Below are 26,898 nucleotides of genomic sequence, written 5' to 3'. Positions count from 1 at the left end.
TACTTTTCCTTCACTTTAATATCCATAAATATATGCCTGAATCTGAAGAAAATGTTTCGAAATCTATTTCAAATGCAGATCAATTTGTTTTAGAACTTTTTAAGGAGAAGCTTCCTAATAGTTACTTGTATCACAATTATAACCATACAGCAAGAGTTGTTAAAAGTACTAAAGAAATCGTCGAAAATTCTCAAATTAATGTTAAACAGAAAGAGGCGCTATTACTAGCCGCATGGATGCATGACACGGGCTATGTTGAGAACAGAGAAAATCATGAGGATGCTAGCATTGAGATTGCTAAAAATTACATGACTTCAGAAAATATTGACAGCGAAGTGCAAAAAATGGTTGTAGAATTAATTGCTTCTACAAAAATGGGTGTTGAGCCTAAAAATGACCTCGAGCGTATTCTAAAAGATGCCGATGCTTCGCATTTTGCAAAGGACTATTACACCCAAACCAGCGAATTTTTAAGGCAAGAATTAATACTTACTAATACTCAGAAATTTTCTCCAGATGAGTGGCGTGAAGAAAATATACAGATGTTTACAAACAAACATCGATTTTATACAGATTATGCCGCACGAAACTGGAAAAGTCAAAAAGATGAAAATTTAATTGATCTTCTTAAAAAAGTAAAAAAGAAAAGAAAAAAATACAAAAAAGAAGAAATTAAGGCGAAGCTAAAAGCTAAATATAAAGATGAAAGCCCAGATAGAGGTGTACAAACGCTTTATAGAACAACCTTACGTAATCATATTAAACTAAGTGATATTGCAGATACGAAGGCAAACATACTACTTTCGGTAAATGCGATAATAATTTCGCTTGCGTTGTCAAATATGATTCCCAAACTAGATGCACCTAGTAACCGTCACTTATTAATACCTACTTTAATTCTTGTTGTTTTTAGTGTAGCTTCAATAATAATGTCTATACTTTCTACCCGCCCTAACGTGACTACCGGTGAGTTTACACGTGAGCAGGTAAAGAAAAAACAGGTAAATATTTTATTCTTTGGTAATTTTCATAAAATGAAATATGATCAATATCAATGGGCGATAAATGAAATTATCTATGATAAAGACTACATCTATGAAGCCCTTACTAAAGATTTATACCTCTTAGGAGTTGTTCTCAATAAGAAATACATGCTTTTGAGAAAAACCTACACTGTCTTTATGGTAGGTATAATTGTATCTGTAATCAGCTTTATAATGGCGTTCTGGTTAATCTAGAATTTCCATTAAATCTTCATAAGTAATTGTCTCTTCAGCTCCCTTACGAGGGAGCTTTGACGTATATAAAACCTCAACACGTATTGCTTTGAGGCCTACTACTCCCTGAACATCTTCTAACTCAACATATTCTATTTGCGGGCCTAAATATTGTTTACGCTGTAGATATTTTATATATCGTGTATATTCTTCGGCATCAGAATCCTGAGAATAGATTATAGCAATTTGTCCTTTTTGAGTTACGCGCTCATCAGTTCCCTTAACTAAAGCTTTATCAATACGCTTTTTGATAATTTCATAACGCGCATTGTACGTTCCGTCAACATCAAATTTCTTTTCATCCATTCTATATCTAATAGACAATGTGGTACTAAATACAAGTATGAGAGAGGCTGCATCTAATTGTAATTCTGCACCCTCTTGTTTGTGATAAAAATTATTTTCCATCTCACACATCGTGCACAGTTGCCAAAGTCTTAAATTATATAGATATACTTTGTTGAATTTATTATTAGGTGTCATAGAGGCACCTATGTAAATGTTATGATCTACCCCATCTGTCTTATACCGCTCAAAATAATGCGGAAAAATAAGCTGTGCTTCCTGTTGTCTGCGATCTAGAAAAGTTGCCATATTCTGGTTAATCAACTGTACCGTATCATCATAATTTTTACGGTTTCTGTAAATCAAACCAGTTTCTGTATTAATGGCTTCTTTATAGTTATTGATAGCTTCTTTTAATTCAGGAATATTTGTAGTTAAGTGGTTTAAGAGTGGATTTACTTCTGACTGAAGTAATGAAAACACCTCATTCTCTGCACTAGCATTTAATGTTTTTTCTATATTAAGCGTAAACTCTTCTATTCTAAATTTAACCTGCTCATATATAGGCATAGGTGCAACTTCTAAAGCAAGATTTAATATAGAATCTACCATATTAAGCTGAATCAGAATATCTTTTTGAATTGATTTGTTTCGCTCATCTGAAGAACCTACAATATCAATCTGACCGTATAATGGGTATACATCTTCAAAAGAAATATCTTTAAAAGAAGCAAATTTACCATTATCTTGATTAGCTATAAATCGCTTAGCTTCTTCTTCAAAAACCCATAATACACTAGGATGTATACTAGTACACTCACTTTGAATTACAGCTTTAATTCTATTTTCTAAATCAAAACGCTTCCGTTCTAAAGTTGATACTAAAAAAGGCATCACCTCATCAAGCTTAGTTGCGTTTAAACTATGTAATTTATTACGCTCTCCTGATGCTAACTCTAGTATACCTAGAAGTTTATTTCCTTTTGCTATAGGAGCCAGAATACAGCTTTGTATATTTTGGCTTAATAGATTTTCGGCAAGTAAACTATGATCACTTTTTTCTGCATATTTTTCTGTATCTGGTATTACAAAATATCTTTTATCGCGCACTAGGGCGTTGTAAGAATTTTGACACATACAATTATTACACTTGCTATTGATCTCGTCATTTAAAATAAAGCTCTCTGCAAGATTATCATCCATCTTGACGAAACTGTCATTTTCAGAATTAAATTCTGTAAAACCTACACGAAGATTAGGTATATTAAAGATGGACTGAAAAATCTCAGTAAAATGCTTTACACTCCCTTCTTTGAAAGATTTGTCAGACAGCAAAGTGCTTTTTAAATCAGATATAGAATCATCTATAGTTACATCTGTAAGACTCATAATTGCAATCCCTTTCATCTTCCAACTCTTCGGTGGAAAATATTTTTCCCACATCTCAAAATCATCAACACTGTCAATTAATTCTTCAGCTATTTCTTGAGTTATTTCAACTGCATTTTCAGTAGGCTCCAGATAAATGAAATCTGCATTCATAGTAGCCCGGTAACTTCTCCATATTCCATTTTTTTCAGGAATATCATAATACATAGGTTTGATAAAATCTATGTCGTAATCATAATAAGTATTTAAAATAATCACACAACCCATTATGTATAAAGACTCTTCATCTAAATTGCGTAACTCAAATTTAAAATCTGGTCCTGCATTTTTCAATATAGAAGAGAAACGCTTTGTAGGGTTAAATAAAACATTGTGAAATGGTATTGAAGCAGACTTTATCTCATTCCTTGTAAGAACTGCCGGAAATAAATTATCGAGTAATATCGTAGTCGCCTCTTTATATTTATCGAGATTATCAAAATCATCAATACCCTCAATAAGCTCTGGATAGCCACCAGCGTAATCTATAATTGACTGTAAGTAGTTTTTATTAATTGTGCTCTTAGATTGTTCCATACGTTTTTTTAGCATCTCTAAAACCTTAGAGAAACTTAACTCAACTGTAAATGGAAAATTCTTTAGATCATTCATGTTCAACACAATTATATATATAAAGTAATCAAAATTTTAATGAAAATACTTCTGAAGTTAGTCTTTAACAAACAATTAAACTTACAAATAGTAGTTGTATTCTTTTCAAAAATCGAGCCTAAACTAAAACACTAGCTATCACCCTTAAAAAATTACAAAATCCCGTATATTGCAGCCTTAATTTAAAAATTAACAAATGAACAAATTTTGTTTAGTATTAGCGGCTGCGCTATTACTTATATCTTGTACTAAAGAGGCTGATTTTAAGATCATTGGTACTACTCCAGATATTGAAAATGGTACTAACGTATTTCTTCAAAAAATAGATGAAAACAATAGACTTGCGAATGTAGATACTACCGTAGTCAAAGAGGGTAAATTTAGTTTTGACCCAGAACAGGTAAGTAGTCCAGAAATGCTAATTCTAAGTTTTGAAAATTTACAAGGCAATATTATTCTTATTGCTGAAAATCTAGAGATTACCGTAGATGCGTATAAAGACAGTCTTTATACTTCTAAAATTAAAGGTGGCGCAGAGAATGACTTTTTTAAAGTTTACTATGATGATGTAGTAAGCTCTAATAAAGAGAAACAAAAACTACAACAAGAAGGATCTATGGCTATGCAAAGTGGGGACACCACTAAAGTTGCTGTTATTCGTAATGAGTTTGAAGCCATTAACAACGCAGATAAACGCAGACGTATAAAATTAGTTGAAGAGCACCCTAGTGAATTTGTAAGTGTCATTATTTTATCTGACCTGGTAGGTACACGTATTATAGAGGCAACCGAAGCTGAACGCCTATTTAATAGTCTTGATAAGAGTCTTCAAGAAGCAGACAAAGGTGTAAAATTAAACGAAATGATTGCTCAGCTTAAGGCTGCAGAAACAGCTGCAGCTCAGGCGGAAGTGGGTAACAAAGCGCCAGATTTTACTGCTCCCACCCCAGAAGGTTCTCAATTGTCTTTAATTGAAGCTATGGGTAAAAAATATACAATTATAGATTTCTGGGCAAGCTGGTGTAAGCCGTGTCGTGAAGAAAACCCCAATGTAGTTGCAGTATATAATAAATACCACGAGAAAGGACTAAATATTATTAGCGTTTCACTTGACCGCGCAGAAGCTAAAGAAAAATGGTTGACCGCTATTGAGAATGATCAGATGAACTGGTTTCACGTTTCTAATTTAATGGAATGGCAGGATCCTGTAGCTCGTAAATATGGAGTAAGTGCTATACCGGCGACTTATTTAATTGACGAGAATGGTATTATCATCGAAAAAAATCTCAGAGGAGAAGCTCTTCAAACAAAAATGCAGGAGCTTTTGGGCGAAAGTTAAATACCCATCTACTCAAAATTAATAATCCCCTTAGTCTCGTGAATAAGGGGATTTTTTTGCTTTACAAAGACGCTTAATATTAGTCTGAAGTTTTAAACACCTGAAGTTTATCATTATTATTACCTACAAGAATATAATCGCTCTCTTTAATTCGTATAGGCAGTAGTTTTTTCACGTCTCCCCTTGCAAAGAACCCTGATGTTTGAATACTTTCTGATTTAAAATTACCGAGGCCATCGCCTAAAAGTAAAACACCGGTACCACTGTCTGCGCGGGGTGTCTCTATTTCTGAACCAAACATATTTCCGGCTACAACTGCATCTAATTTTCCATCTACATTAAAATCTGATATCACAATATCAGTTATAGGAGCGAGTTGTGCGGCAACTGGTAATTCGTGAATTACAAACGAGTTATTCTTATTTTCTAAATACACAGAAGCAAACGTATTTGATATATAATGTAGAGAGTTCTCCAACTCCCCCTTTCCATAAACCTCGTCAATCTCTAAAGAAGCAAATATATCATACTTTTTTATTTCGGTTTTAAGGCTGGGGATTTGTTCTGAAGAACAGGAAAAACCGCGTAGAGGATAATGCTTGTCACCGTCATAGTAACCCAACACTATATCGCCTTTTCCATTGTCGTCAAAATCGTTGTAATAGATATCAAAGGGTTTTGAGGCTACGGTCTGATACTTATAATTTTTACCCAAATTACCTAATATATAATCATCATCTCCATCATTATCAAAGTCTGCTTTTTCAATACTAAACCACCACCCTGATGTAGCCGCTAAGGTTTCATCCACCTTTTTTATTAGTCTATTATTTATATTTTCAAATAAAGTTATTGGCATCCACTCGCCTACGACAAGTAAATCTAAATCTCCATCTTTATCAAAATCTGTAAATACGGCATCTGTAACCATACCCAAATCTTTTAACTGCGGAGCAAATTCTGAAGTTCCATTACGTAATACTCCATTTTCATTAATTAAAAGTGCACTGGTTGCGGGAAGCGGGTATTGGTGTGGCTTTAACCTCCCTCCTACAAATAAATCTAAATCTCCATCCCCATCATAATCTCCCGAAATAACCTTAGACCCACTTTCTAAACCTGAATTTGCCACACTACTTTTCAAAAAATTTCCTCGAGTGTCGTTTAAATAAAAACGATCTTCATAAAAAGAATCTCCAGCATCTTTTTCATTACCGCCACTCACTACATAAAGATCTAAAAAGCCATCGCCGTTGATATCTACAAATAAGGCATCTAGATCTTCATGTGCTAGATCTGCCTCTAAATCTTTAGCTATTACCTTAATAAAGCTACCTTCTTTAGTTTGTTTAAATAAAGAAGCAGAAATACCGGAAGCTCCACCTACAAAAATATCTTCAAGACCATCATTATTAAAATCTCCCTTTGCTAAGGCCGGACCAAATTGCGATAATTTATGAGGGAGTAAAACTTGTTCTTCAAAATCATCATAACTATTTTCAGGTGTTTTAATTTGCAAAGGAAAAGTTGATGTTACATCTTGAAAATATGTTTTTGAAGCTTTGAAAGTTTCCGCTCTAGGTAAAATATTTTTGGCATATTGCATATCAACAGTAATTTGTTGATTTGCTTGTAAATTATACAGACGAGATTCTTTTCCGCTAGGCCAATTGACTATAACGCTATCTACTACAGTTATTGAACCCAGCCCAAAATGTGCTACCTGCTCACTAGTAGAATAGATACCACGTACATTAGTCATTTCTTGTAGTTGTGAGTGTTCACCATTATACAACGTTACCCGAGTGCCAAGAATCGTTGTATTCAGAGAATCCACAGGTTTAATTCGTATGTAATTAGAAGCCTCTTTTTTATCTGAATTATTTCTGTAGATAAAAGCCTCTGTATTAATGTTATTTACAACAAGATCAAGGTCACCATCATTGTCTAAGTCAACATATGCAGCACCATTAGAAAATGAAACTTGATCGAGACCCCAATTCTTTTGAGATTCTTCAAAGTTGAGATTACCTTTATTTTTAAATGCGAAATTTTCTAGAGGCTTAGATGGAATAAGCTTCAAAACATCTTCAATTTTTAGAATATCCCAAATAGAGGTTATACCACCCCCATCTGGATGTTTTTGAACCCAATCGTAACTCACTTTATTTACATGAGCTGCAACTGCTTTATCTGCATCTGTATTACGAATATCTCTTAATAATCCGTTTGTGACATAGGCATCTTTTAAGCCATCATTATCAAAATCTGCAATTAAATTTGCCCAACTCCAATCTGTCGCTGCCATACCGGTATATTGACCAATATCACTAAAACTTCCGTTACCATTAGAGAGTTGTACTGTATTATACATATATTGATAATAACCACCATTGTCAACAACTTTCCAAAACGACTTGGGGTTCATCCCGCTCATGTTTGATTTAAGTCTAAAATTGTCTTTAGCTACCATATCTACTACAAAGACATCTAGTAAGTTATCATTATTTAAATCAGCTACATCAACGCCCATACTGTAATAGGGAATATGCATAAATGCATCTTCCATTTTATTTGTAAAGCTGCCATCTTTATTATTAATAAATAGAAAATCTGGTGCAGCAAAGTCGTTAGAAACGTACAGATCTGTCCAACCATCATTATTTAAATCGCTTGCAGAAACACCGTTAGGAAATCCTGAAATTGCAACTCCTGCTTGTTCAGAAACCTCTTCAAAAAATTGTCCGTTTATATTTTTATAAAGTTTTATATGATACTCCTGCTTCTTTAAATCTGCACCAGAATATGGGGAATAACTGCCGGGATTAGGAGGCTGTGTTAACAAGAAAAGATCAAGAAACCCATCCTTATTATAATCTAAAAAAGTAGCGTGTCGTGTACGCTGTTTGTCTGCAACACCATATAATTCTGCTTTTTCAGTAAAGGTGTTATCCTGGTTATTTATGTAAAGTAAGTTAGCTCTTAAATCTGGCTCATTATCATACAATTCTCTACTTACGTAAATATCATCATAGCCATCATTATTGACATCTGCAACAGTTACACCGGTTGACCAGCCTCCATCAAATATAATTCCTGCCTCATTAGTGATATCCTGAAATTTAAAATTTCCTTCATTTAGATAAAGCACATTTGATACCAGATTACCTGCAAAAAAGAGATCCTGCAGACCATCATTATTGATATCAATGACACCCACTCCTGCTCCACCATAAAAATTTGCATAGATCAATATATTTTTAGTCTGTGAGTCGTTTACATTATTTATAAAATTCACTCCTGTCTTTGCTGGGGGTAAAAGATCAAAAAGTGCAGACGATTGTGCATTTAAGTTTTTAACTGAAAAAAGAAAAGTGGCAGTCAACATCCCAAATAATAGTACTCTACATTTCATATCAAAACAATTATTTAAAGTCTAATTTATAAAAAAAGGAGGGCTGCCGCCCTCCTTTGAAATCTTAATTATAAAGTAATCGCAAGAAGACGTTTATTAATTAACATCCCACCATACTTTTACAGTCCAGGTGTCTCCACCCATACCTGATGCAGCTGTATTATAGTTTTCAGGATTATTAGTTGATTCTGAAGAAGGATATATCTGTCTCACAGGAATCATTCCCTGAGAAAAATTACCTACATAATTAACAGGTTGTAAAACTGGATAGTTAGATCTTCTCCAGTTAGACCAGGATTCTACAAAATTACCTAATAGACCGGTTGTTGCCCAGTACTGCGTATTTATCATTTCTAATGATGCTTCTTCAGAAGAAAGATCTAACGGATTATCTGTAGCGTAAGTTGTTATAACTCCCGGTGCAATAGTACCTCCTCCAAATTTACCTATAGTAGTAAGTGCGCCCGTAAGGGCATTAGCATAATAACTAGAAGCTGTGCCTGATACATTGTACCCTCTCACTGCTGCCTCAGCTAACAGAAGTTGTGTTTCTGCATAGGTAAGAATAAAAATAGGCGCATTAAGGTTTCTATACATTCCTGTGGGTCTAGAATAAGCTCCTATAACCGCTGTATCATCTCCTGTTCCTGTAGGGCCCGGGTAGTTTGTTGTAGTAGAAATATCTGTTGCTCCACCGTTAATATCAAAACCATTTGGTAAACCTAATTGATTTGCCGGTGCAGAGTTACCTGCAAGACCAAAGGTTTGATTTGCAGCTAAGCCTGCTTGAGGAACTTCTGCTATAATAGATAATCTAGGGTCATCTGTAGATTTTAAAAAGTCTATCATTACATCAGACCATCTAACCTCATAAAGGTCTGCTGCTGTACCTAAAGCAGCGGCATTACCATTATTAAAACCTGTAGAATTATCTGTAGCTATAACAGCCTCATCATCTGCTGATGCAAATACACCACCTGCTGCTGCTTTCTCAATATAAGTCTGAGCTAAGGTCTCATCAACCTCAACTAAACGCATAGCCATTTTTAGCATTAAAGAATAACCAAATTTTTTCCATTTAGCAATATCTCCTTCATAAATTATATCGCTAGTAGGCTTATCTCCAGAATCATCTAAACCGCTTATGGCAGTATCTAAGTCTATTAATAATTGAGGATAAACATCTTCCTGCTTGTCATAAATAGGTCTTGAAATGCCTGATTGAAGTTGTAATGCTTCAGAAAAAGGTATGTCTCCATAAATATCAGACATATATGCAAAAGACATCACTTTAACAATAACTCCTATTTTAGAAAGATTTTCAAATCCTTTTAAGTCTGAAAGGCGCGACATTTCTGCTACTTCAGATGCCACTCTATAATTATCTTCCCAGATACGACCTGCATAATCATTTGTACTACCTGTAGGCACATATTTGTCTGCATTGCTGTAATAATTAGCAACCGTAGATGTAGAAGCCATTAATTGTACCCACATAGATTGAAATAATACAGGGCCACGGTATCCTACAGTACTATTAGCATACTTATAAATTGCGTCTGGTAAAATAAGATTAGGATCAAAAATTTCTTCTGATGCCTTATCAGGATCTGTATTTACATCTGTAAAATCACTATCACAAGAGCCCAAGCCCAGAACTAGTGCAGCTGCTGCTATTTTTATATATTTTTTCATTTTATTTAATTTTGAAATTAACATTCAGACCTATAGAACGTGAGGAAGGTAAACTACCTCCTTCAATACCAATGAAGTTTATAGTTGATCCAAAACTACTTTCGGGATCAATATTATCTGATTTACGCCATAGAATAGCTAGGTTTCGTGCAACTAATGATATATCTACACCTTGAAAGAAGTTCATATTTTCAAATAAACTTTCTGGTAATGAATAACCAAATGTTAGTTGGCGCAGTTTTATAAAATCTCCATCTACTACACTTTTGCTATTTATACGTTGTATCTCGGTTTGATAAAATGTCTGTGCATCTACAGTTACCCCATTATTTGTGAAGCCGGTTTCACGACCCGGTAAAGTAGCCTTACTTAAACCATTAAAACGTGCGTAATATTCTGTAGCAGAAAGCACCTTATTACCATAATTGAAGTCAACTAAGAAAGATAAATTGAAGTTTTTATAACTAAAGTCGTTATTGAAACCACCATAAAATTTAGGCAATACTTGACCATATGATTTTAGCTCGCCTCTTACAGGTAGACCTTCAGAGTCATACATAATACTGCCATCTGCATTATAAGCATAGTCGTAAGCACGTATTTGAGGACCCGCCTCACCTACTACAAATGCTGTCACTGCCTGGCCGGTCACGGCTCGGTTTGTTCCTAGATTAATAGGATTATTATTAGCATCTGTTTTTAAAACTTCATTTTTAATAGATGTTAAATTCACAGATGTATTCCATCTAAAATTTTCATTTCTAATAGGTGTACCGGTAAGTAACACCTCTAGTCCCTGGTTTCTAATAGATCCTGTTGCTACTACACCAGAGTCAAAACCAGAAGCTGAACTATAATTTGCTCTCTGAATTTCATCGTGAGACGTTTTAGTAAAATATGCTAAATCTAATCCCAGACGATTGTTGAAAAACTGTAAATTTAATCCTGCCTCAACCTCATCTGTAGTAAAAGGTTTTAGTAATAGGTTAGGTAAAGAATTAGGAGTTGATCCTGTAGGAACACCATTTATAGAGTTTCCTCCCGAATAATAAAAACTTGTTTGGTAAGGAGAACCGGGTTCACCGCTAGTAACGGCATATGATGCTCTAAACTTCGCAAAATTAAGGGCGTCTATATTTAAGAAATCGTCAAATATAAATGCAGCGGTCACCGATGGTGTAAAGATGCTATTATTATCTTCAGGTAATGTAGTGTATACATCGTATCTACCAGTGGTTGTAATCGTTAAGTATTTTTTATAGCTAAAATCAAATGAATAAAAACCAGAATGAACTTCTTTCTCTTCATAATCATATGACCTTCCTATATTCACAACATTTAAAGGAGAATATAAGTATGGAAAAATAAAAGGTCCTCCACTTACTCCTACTGTTTCAAATTTATTTTTTCTTAGAGTACCCCCTACAAGTGCATCTACTTCAAAGTCTTCAGTCAAACTAAAAGTAGAACCAAAAATCCCATCAAAGTTAAGTTCAGAACGGGTTGACTGGCCTTTACCATCAAGACTTCCAAACGCATTTGCACCAGATAAATAACCTAGTCCAAAAGGATTTACGCTAAAAAACTTATCATTAGATGTATCATTACCTAAACGAAGTAATGCATATGTATTATCTGTAAAACTATATTTAGTTGATAAAATGGAAATTAAACGTCTTCTTGAAGGATCATTTACACCTTGATTTGTTATAAAATATGGGTTTGTGGCAAATGCATTGCTAGCAAATACAATTTCACTACCATTCTCATCAAATCCCGGAGCAAAAATACTTTGACTCACGTTAGGTGCTAAAAACAAGAAGTTATTTGGATTCTTAGGTCCATCACTCAAAAACGATTGATTATCATAGCGCTCATCTGTATAATTTACAGTAGCAGAAACATTTAATTTATCTGTGATATTTTGATCTGCTGTAAGATTAACCGTAATACGGTCTAAACCACTGTTAGGAACTATAGATTCTGAACTTAAATTTGATAACGAAAGTCTGAAAGCCCCATCACCAATGCCTTTAGACACAGATAATGTATTTGTAAATGTATTTCCTGTTTGATAGAAGTCTATATAACTATCATTAGTTTTACTATAGGAGTACGTATTTCCATCATAACCTATAATATCTGAACCATCTAAACGAGCACCCCAGGATCTATCGTTGGTTGCTAAAGAACTAGATGCGTTATTAGGTTTTGTACCTTGAATACCTTGACCGTAAACAGACTGAAAATTTGTATTATCAATTGCTTCTTCAACTGTAAAATTGGTATTAAACGTAATGTTATAATCTCCCTTTTTAGCTTTTTTAGTTGTGATCATTATAACACCGTTAGAAGCTCTTGCCCCATATAATGCAGATGCAGACTGTCCTTTAAGTACAGTCATCTTTTCAATATCATCAGGGTTAATGTTTCCTATACCATCACCAGCATCAGAACCACCCCACTCACCCGCAGAACCACGTTGAGTATTATCCATAGGTACACCATCAATTACAAATAGTGGTGAAGTAGAACCTCCTGCAGTACTTGCCACACCTCTAAGTAATATCTTGGCTGTACCACCGGGGCCACTATTAGTCTGTTTTACAACAAGACCAGAAACTTTACCAGACAAGCCATTAGCAACGTTAGTTTCACGAGCTTGGGTAAGACCTTCTCCGCCTACTTCGGTCACTGCGTAACCTATTTTACGCTGATCTTTAGTTATACCTAATGCAGTTACAACAACTTCGCTTAGTTGTTGTGCATCTTCCTGCATCTTCATATTAATTGTATTCTTTCCGCCCACCGTAATATCTTGAGACAGAAAACCAAGAGAAGAAAATGTAAGTACAGCGTTCTCAGTAGTTAGGTTAATAGTGTAGTTTCCATCAAAATCTGTAGAAGCACCATTACTTGTACCCTTCTCGATCACATTTGCACCCGGAAGCGGCATACCGGTATTGTCTGTTACCGTACCGGTAACGGTTTGCGCTACTACTCCTTGCATAAAGAGAAGCAAAACAAACCCAAGCATGTACTTTAGCTTTATATTCATCTTGTTTAAGTTTGAGTTAATTAATTATTAAAATTTTAATTCACAATAAAGTTGTTCATAAATCAATATTGAAAGAAACAATTTCGACATATAACATCTGCGGATAGGCTAATGACATTTCAATTGAAACAAAAGGGGCTGAAGTAGAAAAAGTTTGTAATAGATATAGTGCTAAAAGAGCTTTTTGAAGTTATATATAGACACGTTTGGTCAAATAATTAATCATTATTTAACAAACTAGAATTATAAAACAGTTCGTTTAAAGAATTGTTTCAGTCACTCTTAAGAAGATCTAGAGCTTCTTCAGGTGTATTAACTGGTATTTTACATGCGTAAGATGTGCAAACATAAATCCAGGTTTCATTTTCCTCAAACCTGTTTTCAAAGAGTTTTAATTCTGATTCTTGTTGCGATGCATATATGAAAGCATTTGTAATAGGCATACTATAAAGTTCGCGTAACTTAGGCAACGCATCTAACCCAACAACCACAACCTCAAAGAAAGGCCGGGAATTAAAAAGTGTTAGCGTATTCCACAACCCATAATTTGCGGGGTAATCAATTAATGACTCTTGTGCACCTTCTAACATTAAAATATACTGATTAAGCATTTTCTCGTTAGAAAGCAATGTGCCTAAATTAAATAATGAAAATGCCATAACAGCGTTTCCCGAAGGCAATACTCCATCGTCTAATTTATAAATTGAAGTAAGTAATTCTTCGTTTGTTGAATACTTATAAAACCTATGAGATGTGTCTAAAAAATGAATACGTACTTCCTTTTCAAGCTCTAAAGCAGTATTTAAATACTGTTGATTAAGGGTTACTTCATATAGATTTAGTGATGCTCGCAATAAATAGGCATAATCTTGAAGGTATAAATCAGACTGCCCATTGCTGTTTACAATATGCTCTACATTTTTTTTACCCGTAACGTCTTTAATTAAATAACCATAAAGTTTTTCAGCCTTCACTAAAAAATCATTGTCTTCAAATGTTTTATAAGCATCTATATATGCAGTAACTAAGAGTGAATTCCAAGATGTAATTACCTTAGTATCTAAATCTGGTTGCTTTTTCAAATAGAATGCGTCACGTAAATTCTGTATCCATTTAGATTTGAGCTTTGAGAATTGAGATGTTGTTAATTTGTATTCTTTTAAAATGATTGCTTCACTATCTAAATCTGGAATAAGTAGCGTTTTACCTTTAGTATCGTTAAAATCAATTGCGTAGTATGTACTAAAAACAATTAACTCATCTGCCGGAATATTTTTTCGTAATTCATCAAAACTCCATAAATAACTTCCTCCTTCTTCGCCGTTTGTATCTGCATTAAGAGATGCTGCATACCCACCATCTTCATTCTTCATTTGTTGTTCTAAAAAAGAAAATGTCTCGTAAACTTTTTTCTTATAGATAGAATCTTTAAAGATGCGATAGGCTTTAGAAAAGGTGCTGATAAGCTGTGCATTGTCGTAAAGCATTTTCTCAAAATGTGGGAGTTGCCATTTACTGTCTGTACTGTATCTAAAGAAGCCTCCTCCTACATGATCCCATAATCCCTTATTTGCTATCTGATTTAGAGTTAATTTCAAAAATTCTTTAGCTTCATTATCTGTGTATGACACAACATAATCAAGTAGAAAATCAAGATTTACCGGTTTTGGGAATTTATCTTCAGAACCCTCTCCCCCATTTTTTAAATCCCAATTTGTCTTGAGTTTATGAACAGCCAAATCAAGCGATTCTTTATATGATTTACCAGGCAAATTTGTATTTGCTATTATCGAATTTGATTGTACTCCAGAAACAATCTGCGCTGAAATACTTTTTACTTTTTCAGGATTTTCTTTATAAAGTTTTAAGATCTGACTTAAAGTTTTTATCCATTCATCTTTAGGTAAATAAGTGCTTCCATAAATTGGGCTTCCATCAGGAAGTAAGATCATATTTAAAGGCCAACCGCCACTCCCTTTTATAAGCTGAAGCGCAGTCATATAAACCTGATCAACATCTGGTTTTTCTTCCCGATCAACTTTTATAGAAACAAAGTTGGCATTCATAAATTCAGCAACCTCATCATTTTCAAAAGATTCTTCATTCATCACGTGACACCAATGACAAGAAGAAAAACCTATGCTCAAGACAATAAGTTTATTTTCTGATGTAGCTTTATCAAAAGCCTCCACATTCCAAGGGTACCAGTTTACAGGATTATATGCATGTTGTAATAGATATGCACTAGATTCTTTTATTAAGGCGTTTGACTTCTTTGCTATTGGAATCCTATCCTGAGCAACGATGCCTTTAAAAGAGACTATTAACGAGCATATTAATATATATATAAACCGTAGTTTAAAATTTGTATAGTACAACCAGGAGTATTTAAAACGCATACCGGGAATTAATTCTTTGATCTAAAAAAACCCGAGTCATTACTGAATCGGGTTTATATATTGGTTTTAAAGGTTTGCTAAGCTTCCATAGAAGCCTGCACTCCTGCAGATAACCTTTTGTATGTTCCATTCTCAAGACGCTCTCTAATTGCAGCAAACGCAACTAAAGTTTCTTCAACATCTTCTAATGTATGAGAAGCTGTAGGTATTAATCTCAATAAAATTAATCCTTTAGGTATTACAGGATACACCACTATTGAACAGAAAATACCGTGATTTTCACGAAGATCTTTTACTAAAGCCATTGCTTCAGGTATACTACCTTTTAAGTATACGGGAGTCACACAACTCTGTGTAGTACCTATATCAAATCCTCGTTTTTTAAGACCGCTTTGTAAAGCATTTACATTCTCCCACAACTTACTGCGAAGTTCTGGCATAGAGCGCAACATATCTAAACGTTTTAACGCACCTACAACTAACTGCATCTGCAATGATTTTGCAAACATCTGAGAACGTAAGTTGTACTTTAAATAATCTATTATTTCTTTATCTGCAGCAATGAAGGCTCCAGTACTTGCCATAGACTTAGCAAACGTTGCAAAATAGACATCTATTTTATTCTGTATCCCTTGCTCTTCTCCAGCTCCAGCACCTGTTGCTCCTAATGTACCAAAACCGTGAGCATCGTCAACAAACAATCTAAAATTGTATTTTTCTTTAAGCTCAACAATTTCCTTTAAACGACCTTGCTCACCACGCATTCCAAAAACACCTTCTGAAATAAGAAGGATTCCTCCACCAGTTTGCTCTGCAAGTTTGGTTGCACGTTGTAAATTCTTTTCGATACTTTCAATATCGTTGTGCTTGTAGGTAAAACGTTTACCCATATGCAGGCGTACACCATCTATAATACATGCGTGTGCATCAACATCGTAAACGATAATATCATCCTTAGAAACTAAAGCATCTATGGTAGAAACCATACCCTGATAACCAAAATTTAAAAGGTAGGCCGCTTCCTTATTTACAAATGCAGCAAGTTCTGTCTGCAATTGCTCGTGTAATGTAGTGTGACCGCTCATCATACGTGCTCCCATTGGATACGCCGAACCATAATCTGCAGCTGCCTCAGCATCTACTTTACGTACCTCGGGATGGTTTGCAAGACCTAAGTAGTCATTAATACTCCAGGTAATCACATCTTTACCTCTAAATTTCATTCTGTTAGAAATAGGCCCTTCTAATTTTGGGAACACAAAATATCCCTCTGCTTGCTCTGCCCATTTACCTAAAGGACCTTTGTCCTTATAAATTTTGTCAAATAAGTCTCTCATACATCAATATTCCTACAATAACACATTACTATGCTTCTTGTAATTCATTCTAATTTCTTATCAATTTAAGGATTATGTATTTACAATGTCGCCTAAAATAAACCTATAAATAATGTGCGAAAATACACTATTTTACAAATTCAATCTTATCAACAGCAATTTCGTTTTGACTATCAAAGAAGCCCTGCTCATTCATCCAATCATCGCTATAAATTTTACTCATATAACTTCTACCGTGATCAGGAAAAATAATAACTACTTTACTATTTTCGTCAAATTCTCCGTGCTCTGCCATTTGTAAGGTTCCCTGTAAAGCAGCACCACTTGTGTAACCCACAAACAACCCTTCTGTTCTTGCTATTCTACGTGCAGTATGCGCACTATCTTCGTCAGAAACTTTCTCAAAATAATCTATCGCATCAAAGTCTGTGGCAGATGGAATAAGATTTTTTCCCAATCCTTCTATACGATATGGATAAATCTCATTTTTGTCTAGTTCCTTAGTCTCGTGATATTTTTTAAGTACACTTCCAAAAGCGTCAATACCCAAAATGCGAATGTTTGGATTTTGTTCTTTTAAATAACGTGCTGTACCAGATATTGTTCCACCTGTACCACTGCACGCCACTAAATGTGTTATTTTCCCTTCTGTTTGTTCCCAAATTTCGGGACCCGAAGACATGTAATGCGCTTCAGCATTTAATTTATTAAAATATTGGTTGATATAGACAGAACCCTCTGTCTCACTGTGAATACGTTTTGCTACCTGGTAATACGATCTGGGATCATCTGCGGCAACATTTGCAGGACAAACATATACTTTAGCTCCCATTGTACGCAACGCATCAATTTTATCTTTTGAAGATTTTGAACTTACGGCAAGAATACATTTATATCCTTTTATGATACTCACCATTGCTATACTAAACCCCGTGTTACCAGAAGTAGTTTCAATAATTGTATCGCCAGGCTTTAAAATACCTTTGCGCTCTGCATCCTCTATAATATATAATGCTATACGATCTTTAGAAGAATTACCCGGATTATAAGCCTCTACCTTAGCAAAATAAGATCCCGGAAGGTCTTTTGTAATTCTGTTTAATCGTATTAGGGGAGTGTTCCCTATCAACTTCAAGACGTCATTATAAACGTTAAGGTGTTCTTTCATAGAAGAATAATCGTTTCGAGTGCTCTTTTAGTATTTCCTAAAACCGTTATTTAAACCTTGCAAATTTACAGGAAATATTTGAATTACTTGGTTTTTCCTGCTAAATCAATTAAAAATGCATAATCCTGTGCAGTCTCTTTTAGTGCTTCAAATCGTCCTGATGCCCCGCCGTGTCCTGCATCCATATTTGTATTGAAGTAAATTTTTGTATTTGCAGTATTTTTATCCCGTAGACGAGCAACCCATTTAGCCGGTTCCCAATACTGTACCTGGCTATCGTGATAACCTGTCGTCACCAGTATATTTGGGTATTCCTGAACTTTAACCTGATCATACGGTGAATAAGACTTCATATAATCATAATACTCCTTATCATTAGGATTTCCCCACTCATCATATTCTGATGTGGTAAGTGGTATACTATCATCAAGCATGGTAGTAACTACATCTACAAAAGGTACTGCTGCAATAATGCCGTGATATAGGTGCGGTGCCATATTTATTACAGCTCCCATAAGCAAGCCCCCGGCAGAACCACCATAAGCATACAAATTGTCACTACTCGTATACCCCTCAACAATCAAATATTCTGAGCACGCTATAAAATCTGTAAAAGTATTCATCTTGCGCAACAGTTTTCCGTCTTCATACCAATGACGTCCCATATATTCTTCGCCTCGTATATGCGCGATTGCAAATATAAAACCTGCGTCAAGTAAACTTAAACGTGATGTAGAAAAGGAGGGATCTGTAGTAATACCATAACTTCCGTAGGCGTATTGTAAGACAGGATTTTTTCCATCTAATTGAATTCCTTTTTTATAGACTAATGATATTGGCACTTTTACACCATCTTTAGCTGTAGCCCATATTCGCTTAGACTCATAGTTTTCTTTGTTAAATGCTCCGCCCAGCACTTCAATTTCCTTTAAAACTTCTTTCTCTTTTGTAACCATATTAAAAGAGATTACAGAAGGTGGTGTATCTAAAGAATTGAAGGAATAGCGTAAAAAGTGCGTGTCAAAATCTGGGTTTATCCCCGTATATGCTGTATAGGTCTCATTATCAAATGGCAGGTAATAATCTTCTGTACCATCCCAGCGCTTTATATTTATTTTATTCAACCCATCATTACGCTCCTCTACAACCAGAAAATCTTCAAAAATCTCAACATCTTCCAGTAAAGTATCTTCTCGATGTGGTATTACATCAACCCAATTCTCTTTTGAAGTATGAGAAACGGGTGTTTTCATTAATTTAAAATTGGTCGCATTGTCTTTGTTAGTGACTAAATAAAAATAATCTTCAAAATGCGAGACACTATATTCTAACCCTCTAGTACGTTTTTGTAAAATCTTAAATTCAAAATTAGGACCTTTAGCTTCTGCATATAAATACTCTGTGGTAAGCGTACTTGAAGAACCTATAAACAAATATTCCCTAGATTTAGATTTAAATACACCTACATCAAAAGTTTCATCTTTTTCTTCAAAAACTAAAATATCTTCAATAGCTTCTGTACCTAAAACATGTTTAAATATCTGACTACTTCTCAAGGTTTGCGGATCTTTACGCGTATAAAAAATAGTTTTATTATCACCGGCCCACACCGCTCTACCTGTGGTATTCTCAATACGTTCAGAATACAGTTCGCTAGTATTTAAATTTTTGAATTGAAGTGTATATTGCCTGCGACTAACGGTGTCTATACCAAAAACGGCAATTTCATTATTTTCTGAAACTGAATATCCCGCTTGATTAAAATACGAGTAGCCTTGAGCCATCTCATTGTTATCAAACATTATTTCCTCTGGCGCGAGCATCAATTCTTTTCTTCGGCAATAGAGTGGGTAGTTTTTTCCTTTTTCGTATTTCGTGTAATACCAATACCCATTATACTTGAAAGGCACACTCTCGTCGTCCTCCTTAATTCGGGCTTTCATCTCCTCAAACAACTTTTGTTGTAGCGGTTTTGTATGCGCCGTCATCTCTTCGTAATATTTATTTTCGGCTTCTAAATAGGCAATGACTTCTGGGGCATCTCGCTCATTCATCCAGTAATATTCATCTATACGTATGTCACCGTGTTTTTCTAACTCGTACGGGATTTGTTTAGCATCTGGTGGTAAAATGAGATTTTTCAATGTGTTCTTCAATTTATTAAGAGTTTGCAAAAGTACAGGTAATCCTAGATATCTTAAGCATTTTTTAAATATTCTTACACTAAAGTTAGCCTACTAAATTTGTACTTTTGAAACTTAATTTTAAATGAATATTATGTTTGGAGATATGATGGGCATGATGGGCAAAATCAAAGAAGCTCAGCAAAAAGCCGAAGACACAAAAAAACGCTTAGAAACGGTATATATTGATGAGAAAAGTAGCGATAACCTCATCGAGGTTAGTGTTAGCGTTGCAGGAGCTGTAAAAAAAATAGAGATTAACGATGAACTTCTAAGTAATAAAGAACAATTAGAAGACTATCTGATTTTAACTCTAAATAAAGCTCTAGCACGTGCGAAATCTAGTTACGATCAAGAATTAGCTGCTGTTGCTAAAGAAGGAATGCCAGATATTCCCGGTCTAGATATGTTTAAATAAGAAATGCTGCAAACTGTAATACATTACAGCTTACATTTTATAGCACCTGGGTTAATTGCCTGGGTGTTTTTTAGAAAAAACTGGAAAAAAGCCTGGTTGATTATGCTACTAACGATGGCTGTAGATCTTGACCACCTAATGGCAAATCCAGTCTTTGATCCCAATCGATGTAGTATAAATTTTCATCCACTACACACCTACTGGGCCATTGCAATATATCTGGTTCTTGTTATTTTTCCTAAAACCCGCGTGGTTGCCATAGGACTTCTATTTCATATGGTCACAGATTATCAGGACTGCCTGTGGCATTAGCGTTATCTTCTTTAAATTATGATTAAAAACTTACATCACACCGCCATAATTTGTTCAGATTATAAAAAATCTAAACATTTTTATACTGAAGTTTTAAATCTTGAAATCGTCAAAGAAACCTATCGCGCAGAACGGAAATCTTACAAATTAGACCTCGCCTTAAATGGAAACTATATTATTGAATTGTTTTCATTTCCCAATTCGCCTCAACGCACCTCCAGACCAGAAGCTTGCGGACTAAGACACCTTGCATTTTCAGTAGAAAATATTGAATCTGCAGTTGAAGAACTGCAATCTAAAGGAATATCAACTGAGCCTATACGCATAGACCCTAATACCAGGAAACGTTTTACCTTTTTCTCAGACCCAGATGATTTACCTTTAGAACTTTATGAACTATAGACTGCCGTTTCTTGAGCTTTAAATAATTCTCCTACCAGTTTATAAGATTTCAATCGTGCTGCGTGATCGTAAATATGAGAAATCACCATAAGCTCATCTATTTGAGTTTCTTTTTTAAACTGCTCAAGCTCCCTAGCTACCTTTTCTTGCGAACCTATAAAACTGTAATGCATCATTTGTTCAATTTGCATTTTTTCGAGTTCACTCCATTCTCCTTCCATAGTATTTACAGGTGGAGATAATGGCTTTCTGGTATTTCTAATTACGCCCAACATAAATCGTTTTGCACTGGTCGCTAAACGCTCTGCTTCTTCATCTGTATCTGCTGCAATTACATTAACGCAAGCCATCGTGTAAGGCTTATCCATTTGTGCAGACGGTTGAAAATTTTGATGATATAAACGTAGTGCATCATGTAGATGCGTGGGCGCAAAATGACTGGCAAAAGCATAAGGCAAACCCTTTTTACCTGCTAACTCTGCACTAAAGGTGCTTGATCCTAAAAGATAAATGGGTATATCTAAACCCTCTCCAGGTGTAGCGCGCACCGGGGCTGTAGCATTGTCTATCGAAAAATAGGTCTGCAACTCATTAATATTATCAGGAAAATCCTGCACAGTCTCTTGTCTATACCTTCTTAAAGCCATTGCCGTACGTTGATCTGTACCAGGAGCTCTTCCTAAACCCAGATCTATGCGACCGGGATACATAGTCTCAAGAGTGCCAAATTGTTCAGCTACAACTAAGGGTGCGTGATTAGGAAGCATTACGCCTCCAGAACCTACACGTATTGTTTTTGTATTTCCTGCGATATGCCCTATTAATAATGTGGGTGCAGAGCTTGCAAGACTATCCATATTATGATGTTCAGAAATCCAAAATCGGGTATATCCTAAATTTTCGGTGTGTTTAGCTAAATCAACACTACGATTTATAGCTTCAAAAGTAGAAGCACCCAGTACTATAGGAACTAAATCTAAAACTGAAAATTTAGTATTTTCTAATCTGTTCTGTGCATTATTTTTCATTGCTAATGAGTCGGTATAATTGAAATTACCTTACTAGAATAAACATATCTTCGGTTTTGAATTTCACTTAGAGTGGTCGTTTATTAGTTATATCCGTTCAGTATTACTAGCTTAGATTTTGTCAAAATGGCCTTTCTAAGATCAGGATACTTTTCTTCTATCTAAAATTTTCGGCTTACTACAAAAATGACTGAGTCATATCACAATTACAACGATGAGCTAGAATTAATAGCTTAGAACTACGATAACATTTGAATAATTTATAAAGACCTATTGCGCAAGTAATCTTAATTTACAATAGAGCTGAAAAAGACAGAAACTAAGGAAGTTTTAATAGGATATTGATGAGATGATGATATCACTTTAAGAACTTATACCTTTAGTTTTAAAGAAATAAAAATATCGCGAAGTCACTTATAAAAATTGATAATGATATAATTCTAATGAGTTTTTGATGAGATTACTAATAATGTTCAAAGACCATTTTTAAAAGCAATACAGAATCTAAATATAGTGAGCTACCCCTCTCGAAATAAGAGAAATCTCAATTGAAATTAGACATAAAAATTCTTAATTAGCCTACAAACAGTAGAACTAAATGCATTTACTAAAATTTTAACTTGTAAATTTTAACTATAATCGATAAAGTCAATAAATTACTCTTCAAAATACTAGTTCAAGCTACTAATCTAGATTATTTTTACAATAAAAATTAATAACTAATAATCAAGGAGTTAATCAACTATTAATAGTTGCCCGTTACTTTCTTAAACATATTAAATGAAAAAAAAGAGACCCTCTCTAAAAGATATTGCTGAAGTTTTACAAGTATCAACAACGACAGTTTCTTTTGTACTTAATGGAAAAGGAGAAGAAAAAAAGATTTCAAAGCAACTCATTGCCCGAGTAGAAAATTATCTGAAAGAAATAAATTACAAGCCCAATCTTGTAGCAAGAAGCCTTCGCACCGGCAGCTCTAGAGTACTTGTATTTATGGTAGAAGATATCAGCAACTATTTTTTCTCTAAAATAGGTCGTATTATTGAGGATATCGCTTACAATAATGACTATAGAGTTCTTTTCTGCAGTACCGAAAATAATACAAAACGCACTCAGGATTTGATTCAACTTTTTCAAGAACGTCAAGTAGACGGTTTTATAATCGTACCTCCCACAGGAATTGAATTAGAAATACAAAATCTAATTGAGAATGACACTCCGGTTGTTCTTTTTGACCGAAAAATTAATACTCTAGATGTTGACTCTGTAACCTTAAATAATTACGAAGGCGCCACAGAAATCACAGAACATTTAATTGATCAAGGCTACAGCAAAATTGCCTTTATCACTATAGATCTTGATCTTATACAAATGGATGACAGACGGAAGGGTTATTTATCTGCAATGGAAGAAAACGATCTAAAACCAAACATTTTAGAAATTCCCTACAATACTGCAAATGCAGAAAAATGTAACGCAGCTATTACCCAGTTTCTTTTTGATAATCCTCATATTGATAGTATCTTTTTTGCAACTAACTATCTTGCTCAAAATGGCCTCAGAGCAATCTCAAGACATAATGACAAATTAATAAAGTTTTTAGGCATTGCATGTTTTGATGACAATATCTTTTTTGAAATGTACTCGCCATCTATCACAACTTTTGCACAACCCATAGAGCAAATGGGAGCTCAACTAATGGAAATTATGTTAGGTCACTTAGGTGACAAAGAAAATACTAAGACTAAAAAGGCTCATATTCTAAATGGCAAACTCATAAAAAGAGAATCTTCTTTACGAAGAGAATCTATAAAACCGTAGATTTTAATCAATTTCTTTTTTTGAGAAGCTAGCTTTCTTTTGCTCATAAATCGTATTAAGACCTCTGGTAAATGTATCTAGTTCACGGGAGACAGTTTGTATATAATGGCTGTATTCCCTTATTTTGTAGTCTGTAAGATGTTCCTTTTCTTCTTCAATTAAATTTGATAATCCTAACAAGTTTGTAACCGGACTTCTTAAAATATGTGATATATCAAAGCTTATCTGCTCCATGGCACGTTGATATTCTAATTGTTGTGTTATATTTTGAAAAGAACCAAACCAGCCATTTTTCTGGCCGTTAAAATAACAAGGATTACCCTTAGCTAGGTACCACTGTATTTCACCCTTATCATTTAAAACCCTAAACTCAAATCTAAATGAGGTCTGATTTAAGCAGGCCTTTTTAAGATCTGCCTGAAAAATGATACGATCTGTTGGATATACATATTTTAGAAAGGCTTCTGGTTTATTAATTATAAGTTCAGGCTCTATGTCCTTATGCAGATTTTTTATTCCCTTACTTACAAACTGGAAGTTAAATGTAGACCTACTTAATTCAAATTGAAATAGCACCCCTGGAGCATAATCTGTAATTTGTCTTAAGTATTTTGCATCATAATTTATTTTACTCTGCTGTTCAATAAGTAATTTTCGAGAATTAAAATGATTCATAACTTTCTTAGAAAGAATTCTTAGTGATTTAACCTTATCATCTGTAAGATGTCCAGGTTTAGTATCAAATACGCAAATCGTACCTAATACAAATCCATTAGGAGATATTAAAGGGGCGCCTGCGTAAAAACGAATTTTTGGTCCGTCCACAACCATTGGATTATCCTTAAACCTTGAATCTAAGAATGTGTCGTTAATCACTAAAACTTCAGTAGGCTTTTCAAGCGTAAATTTACAAAAGGAAATGTCGCGTGGAGAATCTACAATATCAACACCAACCTTTGCTTTAAACCAATTTCGATCCTTATCTAATAGACCTATCAATGCAATAGGTTTATCACAAATTACAGAAGCTAAAAATGCCAAGTCATCAAATACTTCTTCTTCGGGAGTATCTAAAATATGGTAGTCAAAAAGCTCTGACAATCTCTTGATCTCATTCATATAATTATGATTTAGGGCTTACTTAAATTTAGTTAATCAATTAGCACTAAAATAACTTCATCGATTACTAAATCAATTTTGTCGATACTAAAATTTCGAAATAGTGATTTTAAACAAGTAAAATTTTACATATATTCTTGTCTAAAATCATATTAGACTCTCATAATCGAGATACACTATTCACAATTAGCTTTAGCCTGAGAACTAAAAGTTGATCGCTAAATAGAAAATCCTGTTTTATGATCTATAATTCCCACTTTAGACATATTTTTGCAGCGTGAAAAATGTAATTATCTTATTTGCTTTTTTAATGGTATTGCGACCTGCATTTCCATTTATGGAGTATATAATTGATTATGATTATATAAGTACCGTTCTTTGTGAAAACAAAGAAATTCCTGAGATGAATTGTAATGGTAAATGTTACCTTATGAATGCCCTCGCTGAAGCTTCAGAGAAAGAATCTAGTCAAAAAAAGAAAAATAATTCTGCTTCTGTAGAGCTTCTACCATTTATCGTTATAGATTCTAGTTTTGATCTTTCAACAGAATACACAGAAAAGACTCCCGTTCAATTTCCAATTGTTTCAGGATTTTTAATATCTCAAACCTCATCTTCCCTTTTTCGACCTCCCATTACTTAATTAGAAATACACACTTTTTTCTAATTAAATAATATACTCCATGAGCATTTTAAAAAAATCGCTTGTAGCACTCTATATATTAATTACAGCATTATCCTGTAATAAAAATTCAGAACTACAAAATGAATACAACTCTTTATTCAAAGAAGTTATCGCTGTACATGACGAGATCATGCCTAAGATGAATGAGCTTTCTCAGCTACAGGAACAAATAAAAACTGACACTATTGTCTCTGCTGAATTAAAAAATGAAGTCTTAATAAATCTACAAGAATCTGATGATCGCATGATGTCCTGGATGCACAGTTTTACAGACGAATATGTGAAACAGCGTACTCCTGTAGCAAAAATGTCTACTCAAGAACTTAAAAGTGGTATTAAAGGGCTTGAGGCAGAACTTGAAAAAGTAAACAATCTCAAAGATTTTACCTATGAGAGCTTAGAAGCAGCACAACAAGTTGTAACTAATAAATAAGCTTTCTTGAAATTTTTCTGGCCTCTTTTTGCCGCTTTATTAATTATGCGGCCTGTCGTACCTGTATTTGACTATATTTTCAATTATGATTATATAGCAGATGAGTTATGCGTCAATAGAGACAAACCAGAACTCAATTGTAATGGTCGGTGCTATCTTATGCAAGCACTGGCTGACGAGGCTTCAAAGAAAAAAAATGCCGAAGAGCGAGGTGCTAAAAATAATCTAAGCCTTAATATTACTTACTTCATCAATCACAATTTAAATTGGGAGTTTGACTTCGTAATTATTGAATCAAAGAATATAGCTAAAGACACCTATATTCTCTACGACTCTTCAAATTTTAAAGGCAAACTCATAAAGCCGCCCATTACATTCTAAATTATATTAAATAGTATCACCTATCGCTTTTCTCAACTTGAAAGAGCGGATTGAGTGATTCACAAATTTGAATTTAAAATCAAACGTATCCTGTTATGGATAC

General features: G+C 34.3%; 19 protein-coding genes. 9 read left to right on the top strand and 10 right to left on the bottom strand.

Annotated elements, in window-relative coordinates; genetic code table 11:
* Window positions 1-32: 32 nt before the first annotated feature.
* Window positions 33-1,238 (top strand): Pycsar system effector family protein, encoded by a 1,206-nt coding sequence (locus tag ACIGAM_RS03700; protein ID WP_396510123.1) that lies wholly within the window; start codon window positions 33-35, stop codon window positions 1,236-1,238.
* Here ACIGAM_RS03700 and ACIGAM_RS03695 read toward each other — a convergent pair.
* Window positions 1,230-3,602 (bottom strand): GAF domain-containing protein, encoded by a 2,373-nt coding sequence (locus ACIGAM_RS03695; RefSeq protein ID WP_396510122.1) that lies wholly within the window; start codon window positions 3,600-3,602, stop codon window positions 1,230-1,232. The genes ACIGAM_RS03700 and ACIGAM_RS03695 overlap by 9 nt on opposite strands.
* A gap of 196 nt (window positions 3,603-3,798) precedes the next feature.
* On the opposite strand from ACIGAM_RS03695, the gene ACIGAM_RS03690 reads away from it, so the two are divergent.
* Complete coding sequence (locus ACIGAM_RS03690; protein WP_396510121.1) at window positions 3,799-4,941, top strand: redoxin domain-containing protein; 1,143 nt, start codon at window positions 3,799-3,801, stop codon at window positions 4,939-4,941.
* A gap of 79 nt (window positions 4,942-5,020) precedes the next feature.
* On the opposite strand, the gene ACIGAM_RS03685 is transcribed toward ACIGAM_RS03690, so the two are convergent.
* The 7 genes from ACIGAM_RS03685 to ACIGAM_RS03655 form a co-directional block, all read right to left on the bottom strand.
* A complete protein-coding gene (locus ACIGAM_RS03685) occupies window positions 5,021-8,356 on the bottom strand; it encodes a VCBS repeat-containing protein (RefSeq protein ID WP_396510120.1) in 3,336 nt (1,111 codons plus the stop codon).
* 96 nt (window positions 8,357-8,452) lie between these two features.
* Window positions 8,453-10,051 (bottom strand): SusD/RagB family nutrient-binding outer membrane lipoprotein, encoded by a 1,599-nt coding sequence (locus ACIGAM_RS03680; protein WP_396510119.1) that lies wholly within the window; start codon window positions 10,049-10,051, stop codon window positions 8,453-8,455.
* A gap of 1 nt (window position 10,052) precedes the next feature.
* Window positions 10,053-13,109, bottom strand: coding sequence for a SusC/RagA family TonB-linked outer membrane protein (locus ACIGAM_RS03675; RefSeq protein ID WP_396510118.1), 3,057 nt, complete (start codon window positions 13,107-13,109; stop codon window positions 10,053-10,055).
* A gap of 272 nt (window positions 13,110-13,381) precedes the next feature.
* The gene (locus ACIGAM_RS03670) at window positions 13,382-15,508 is read right to left on the bottom strand and encodes a thioredoxin domain-containing protein (protein ID WP_396510117.1); all 2,127 of its coding nucleotides are present in this window, start codon (window positions 15,506-15,508) and stop codon (window positions 13,382-13,384) included.
* Between the two features lie 77 nt (window positions 15,509-15,585).
* On the bottom strand, window positions 15,586-16,845 hold the full coding sequence (locus ACIGAM_RS03665) for an aminotransferase class I/II-fold pyridoxal phosphate-dependent enzyme (protein WP_396510116.1): 1,260 nt from the start codon (window positions 16,843-16,845) through the stop codon (window positions 15,586-15,588).
* Window positions 16,846-16,972: 127 nt separating this feature from the next.
* Entirely contained in the window at window positions 16,973-18,013 is a 1,041-nt protein-coding gene (locus tag ACIGAM_RS03660) for a PLP-dependent cysteine synthase family protein (protein ID WP_396510115.1), read from the bottom strand.
* Between the two features lie 83 nt (window positions 18,014-18,096).
* Window positions 18,097-20,157 carry a S9 family peptidase gene (locus ACIGAM_RS03655; RefSeq protein ID WP_396510114.1) on the bottom strand — a complete coding sequence of 687 codons (2,061 nt, stop codon included), beginning with the start codon at window positions 20,155-20,157 and terminating at the stop codon, window positions 18,097-18,099.
* A gap of 133 nt (window positions 20,158-20,290) precedes the next feature.
* On the opposite strand from ACIGAM_RS03655, the gene ACIGAM_RS03650 reads away from it, so the two are divergent.
* Genes ACIGAM_RS03650 through ACIGAM_RS03640 form a run of 3 tightly spaced genes read left to right on the top strand, consistent with a single transcriptional unit; the run spans window position 20,291 to window position 21,328 of the window.
* Window positions 20,291-20,614: a YbaB/EbfC family nucleoid-associated protein gene (locus tag ACIGAM_RS03650; protein WP_396510544.1), complete on the top strand. Its 324-nt coding sequence runs from the start codon at window positions 20,291-20,293 to the stop codon at window positions 20,612-20,614.
* Window positions 20,615-20,617: 3 nt separating this feature from the next.
* A complete protein-coding gene (locus ACIGAM_RS03645; RefSeq protein WP_396510113.1) occupies window positions 20,618-20,926 on the top strand; it encodes a DUF6122 family protein in 309 nt (102 codons plus the stop codon).
* 18 nt (window positions 20,927-20,944) lie between these two features.
* Entirely contained in the window at window positions 20,945-21,328 is a 384-nt protein-coding gene (locus tag ACIGAM_RS03640) for a VOC family protein (RefSeq protein WP_396510112.1), read from the top strand.
* On the opposite strand, the gene ACIGAM_RS03635 is transcribed toward ACIGAM_RS03640, so the two are convergent.
* Entirely contained in the window at window positions 21,316-22,356 is a 1,041-nt protein-coding gene (locus tag ACIGAM_RS03635; RefSeq protein ID WP_396510111.1) for an LLM class flavin-dependent oxidoreductase, read from the bottom strand. The two genes, ACIGAM_RS03640 and ACIGAM_RS03635, sit on opposite strands and share 13 nt — an antisense overlap.
* A gap of 780 nt (window positions 22,357-23,136) precedes the next feature.
* Between ACIGAM_RS03635 and ACIGAM_RS03630 the strand changes: the two genes are divergently transcribed.
* Window positions 23,137-24,177: a LacI family DNA-binding transcriptional regulator gene (locus ACIGAM_RS03630; RefSeq protein ID WP_396510110.1), complete on the top strand. Its 1,041-nt coding sequence runs from the start codon at window positions 23,137-23,139 to the stop codon at window positions 24,175-24,177.
* Between the two features lie 3 nt (window positions 24,178-24,180).
* Here ACIGAM_RS03630 and ACIGAM_RS03625 read toward each other — a convergent pair whose 3' ends face one another.
* Entirely contained in the window at window positions 24,181-25,296 is a 1,116-nt protein-coding gene (locus ACIGAM_RS03625) for a GAF domain-containing protein (protein ID WP_396510109.1), read from the bottom strand.
* A gap of 310 nt (window positions 25,297-25,606) precedes the next feature.
* Between ACIGAM_RS03625 and ACIGAM_RS03620 the strand changes: the two genes are divergently transcribed.
* The 3 genes from ACIGAM_RS03620 to ACIGAM_RS03610 are packed head-to-tail and all read left to right on the top strand — an operon-like array spanning window position 25,607 to window position 26,795.
* Complete coding sequence (locus ACIGAM_RS03620; protein WP_396510108.1) at window positions 25,607-25,939, top strand: hypothetical protein; 333 nt, start codon at window positions 25,607-25,609, stop codon at window positions 25,937-25,939.
* Between the two features lie 40 nt (window positions 25,940-25,979).
* On the top strand, window positions 25,980-26,414 hold the full coding sequence (locus ACIGAM_RS03615; protein ID WP_396510107.1) for a hypothetical protein: 435 nt from the start codon (window positions 25,980-25,982) through the stop codon (window positions 26,412-26,414).
* Between the two features lie 6 nt (window positions 26,415-26,420).
* Entirely contained in the window at window positions 26,421-26,795 is a 375-nt protein-coding gene (locus ACIGAM_RS03610) for a hypothetical protein (protein ID WP_396510106.1), read from the top strand.
* Window positions 26,796-26,898: the final 103 nt, after the last annotated feature.

It is taken from the genome of Leeuwenhoekiella sp. NPDC079379 (assembly GCF_044542075.1).
GTDB lineage: Bacteria > Bacteroidota > Bacteroidia > Flavobacteriales > Flavobacteriaceae > Leeuwenhoekiella.
This window is presented reverse-complemented; position numbering and strand designations above follow the sequence as displayed.

What these genes read in the sequence shown, in the direction of transcription:
- ACIGAM_RS03680 (WP_396510119.1), bottom strand. Translation starts at nt 10,051, where the DNA reads ATGAAAAAATATATAAAAATAGCAGCAGCTGCACTAGTTCTGGGCTTG.
- ACIGAM_RS03670 (WP_396510117.1), bottom strand. Translation starts at nt 15,508, where the DNA reads ATGCGTTTTAAATACTCCTGGTTGTACTATACAAATTTTAAACTACGG.
- ACIGAM_RS03645 (WP_396510113.1), top strand. Translation starts at nt 20,618, where the DNA reads ATGCTGCAAACTGTAATACATTACAGCTTACATTTTATAGCACCTGGG.
- ACIGAM_RS03665 (WP_396510116.1), bottom strand. Translation starts at nt 16,845, where the DNA reads ATGAGAGACTTATTTGACAAAATTTATAAGGACAAAGGTCCTTTAGGT.
- ACIGAM_RS03630 (WP_396510110.1), top strand. Translation starts at nt 23,137, where the DNA reads ATGAAAAAAAAGAGACCCTCTCTAAAAGATATTGCTGAAGTTTTACAA.
- ACIGAM_RS03620 (WP_396510108.1), top strand. Translation starts at nt 25,607, where the DNA reads ATGGTATTGCGACCTGCATTTCCATTTATGGAGTATATAATTGATTAT.
- ACIGAM_RS03675 (WP_396510118.1), bottom strand. Translation starts at nt 13,109, where the DNA reads ATGAATATAAAGCTAAAGTACATGCTTGGGTTTGTTTTGCTTCTCTTT.
- ACIGAM_RS03615 (WP_396510107.1), top strand. Translation starts at nt 25,980, where the DNA reads ATGAGCATTTTAAAAAAATCGCTTGTAGCACTCTATATATTAATTACA.
- ACIGAM_RS03650 (WP_396510544.1), top strand. Translation starts at nt 20,291, where the DNA reads ATGTTTGGAGATATGATGGGCATGATGGGCAAAATCAAAGAAGCTCAG.
- ACIGAM_RS03685 (WP_396510120.1), bottom strand. Translation starts at nt 8,356, where the DNA reads ATGAAATGTAGAGTACTATTATTTGGGATGTTGACTGCCACTTTTCTT.
- ACIGAM_RS03690 (WP_396510121.1), top strand. Translation starts at nt 3,799, where the DNA reads ATGAACAAATTTTGTTTAGTATTAGCGGCTGCGCTATTACTTATATCT.
- ACIGAM_RS03660 (WP_396510115.1), bottom strand. Translation starts at nt 18,013, where the DNA reads ATGAAAGAACACCTTAACGTTTATAATGACGTCTTGAAGTTGATAGGG.
- ACIGAM_RS03695 (WP_396510122.1), bottom strand. Translation starts at nt 3,602, where the DNA reads ATGAATGATCTAAAGAATTTTCCATTTACAGTTGAGTTAAGTTTCTCT.
- ACIGAM_RS03700 (WP_396510123.1), top strand. Translation starts at nt 33, where the DNA reads ATGCCTGAATCTGAAGAAAATGTTTCGAAATCTATTTCAAATGCAGAT.
- ACIGAM_RS03640 (WP_396510112.1), top strand. Translation starts at nt 20,945, where the DNA reads ATGATTAAAAACTTACATCACACCGCCATAATTTGTTCAGATTATAAA.
- ACIGAM_RS03625 (WP_396510109.1), bottom strand. Translation starts at nt 25,296, where the DNA reads ATGAATGAGATCAAGAGATTGTCAGAGCTTTTTGACTACCATATTTTA.
- ACIGAM_RS03635 (WP_396510111.1), bottom strand. Translation starts at nt 22,356, where the DNA reads ATGAAAAATAATGCACAGAACAGATTAGAAAATACTAAATTTTCAGTT.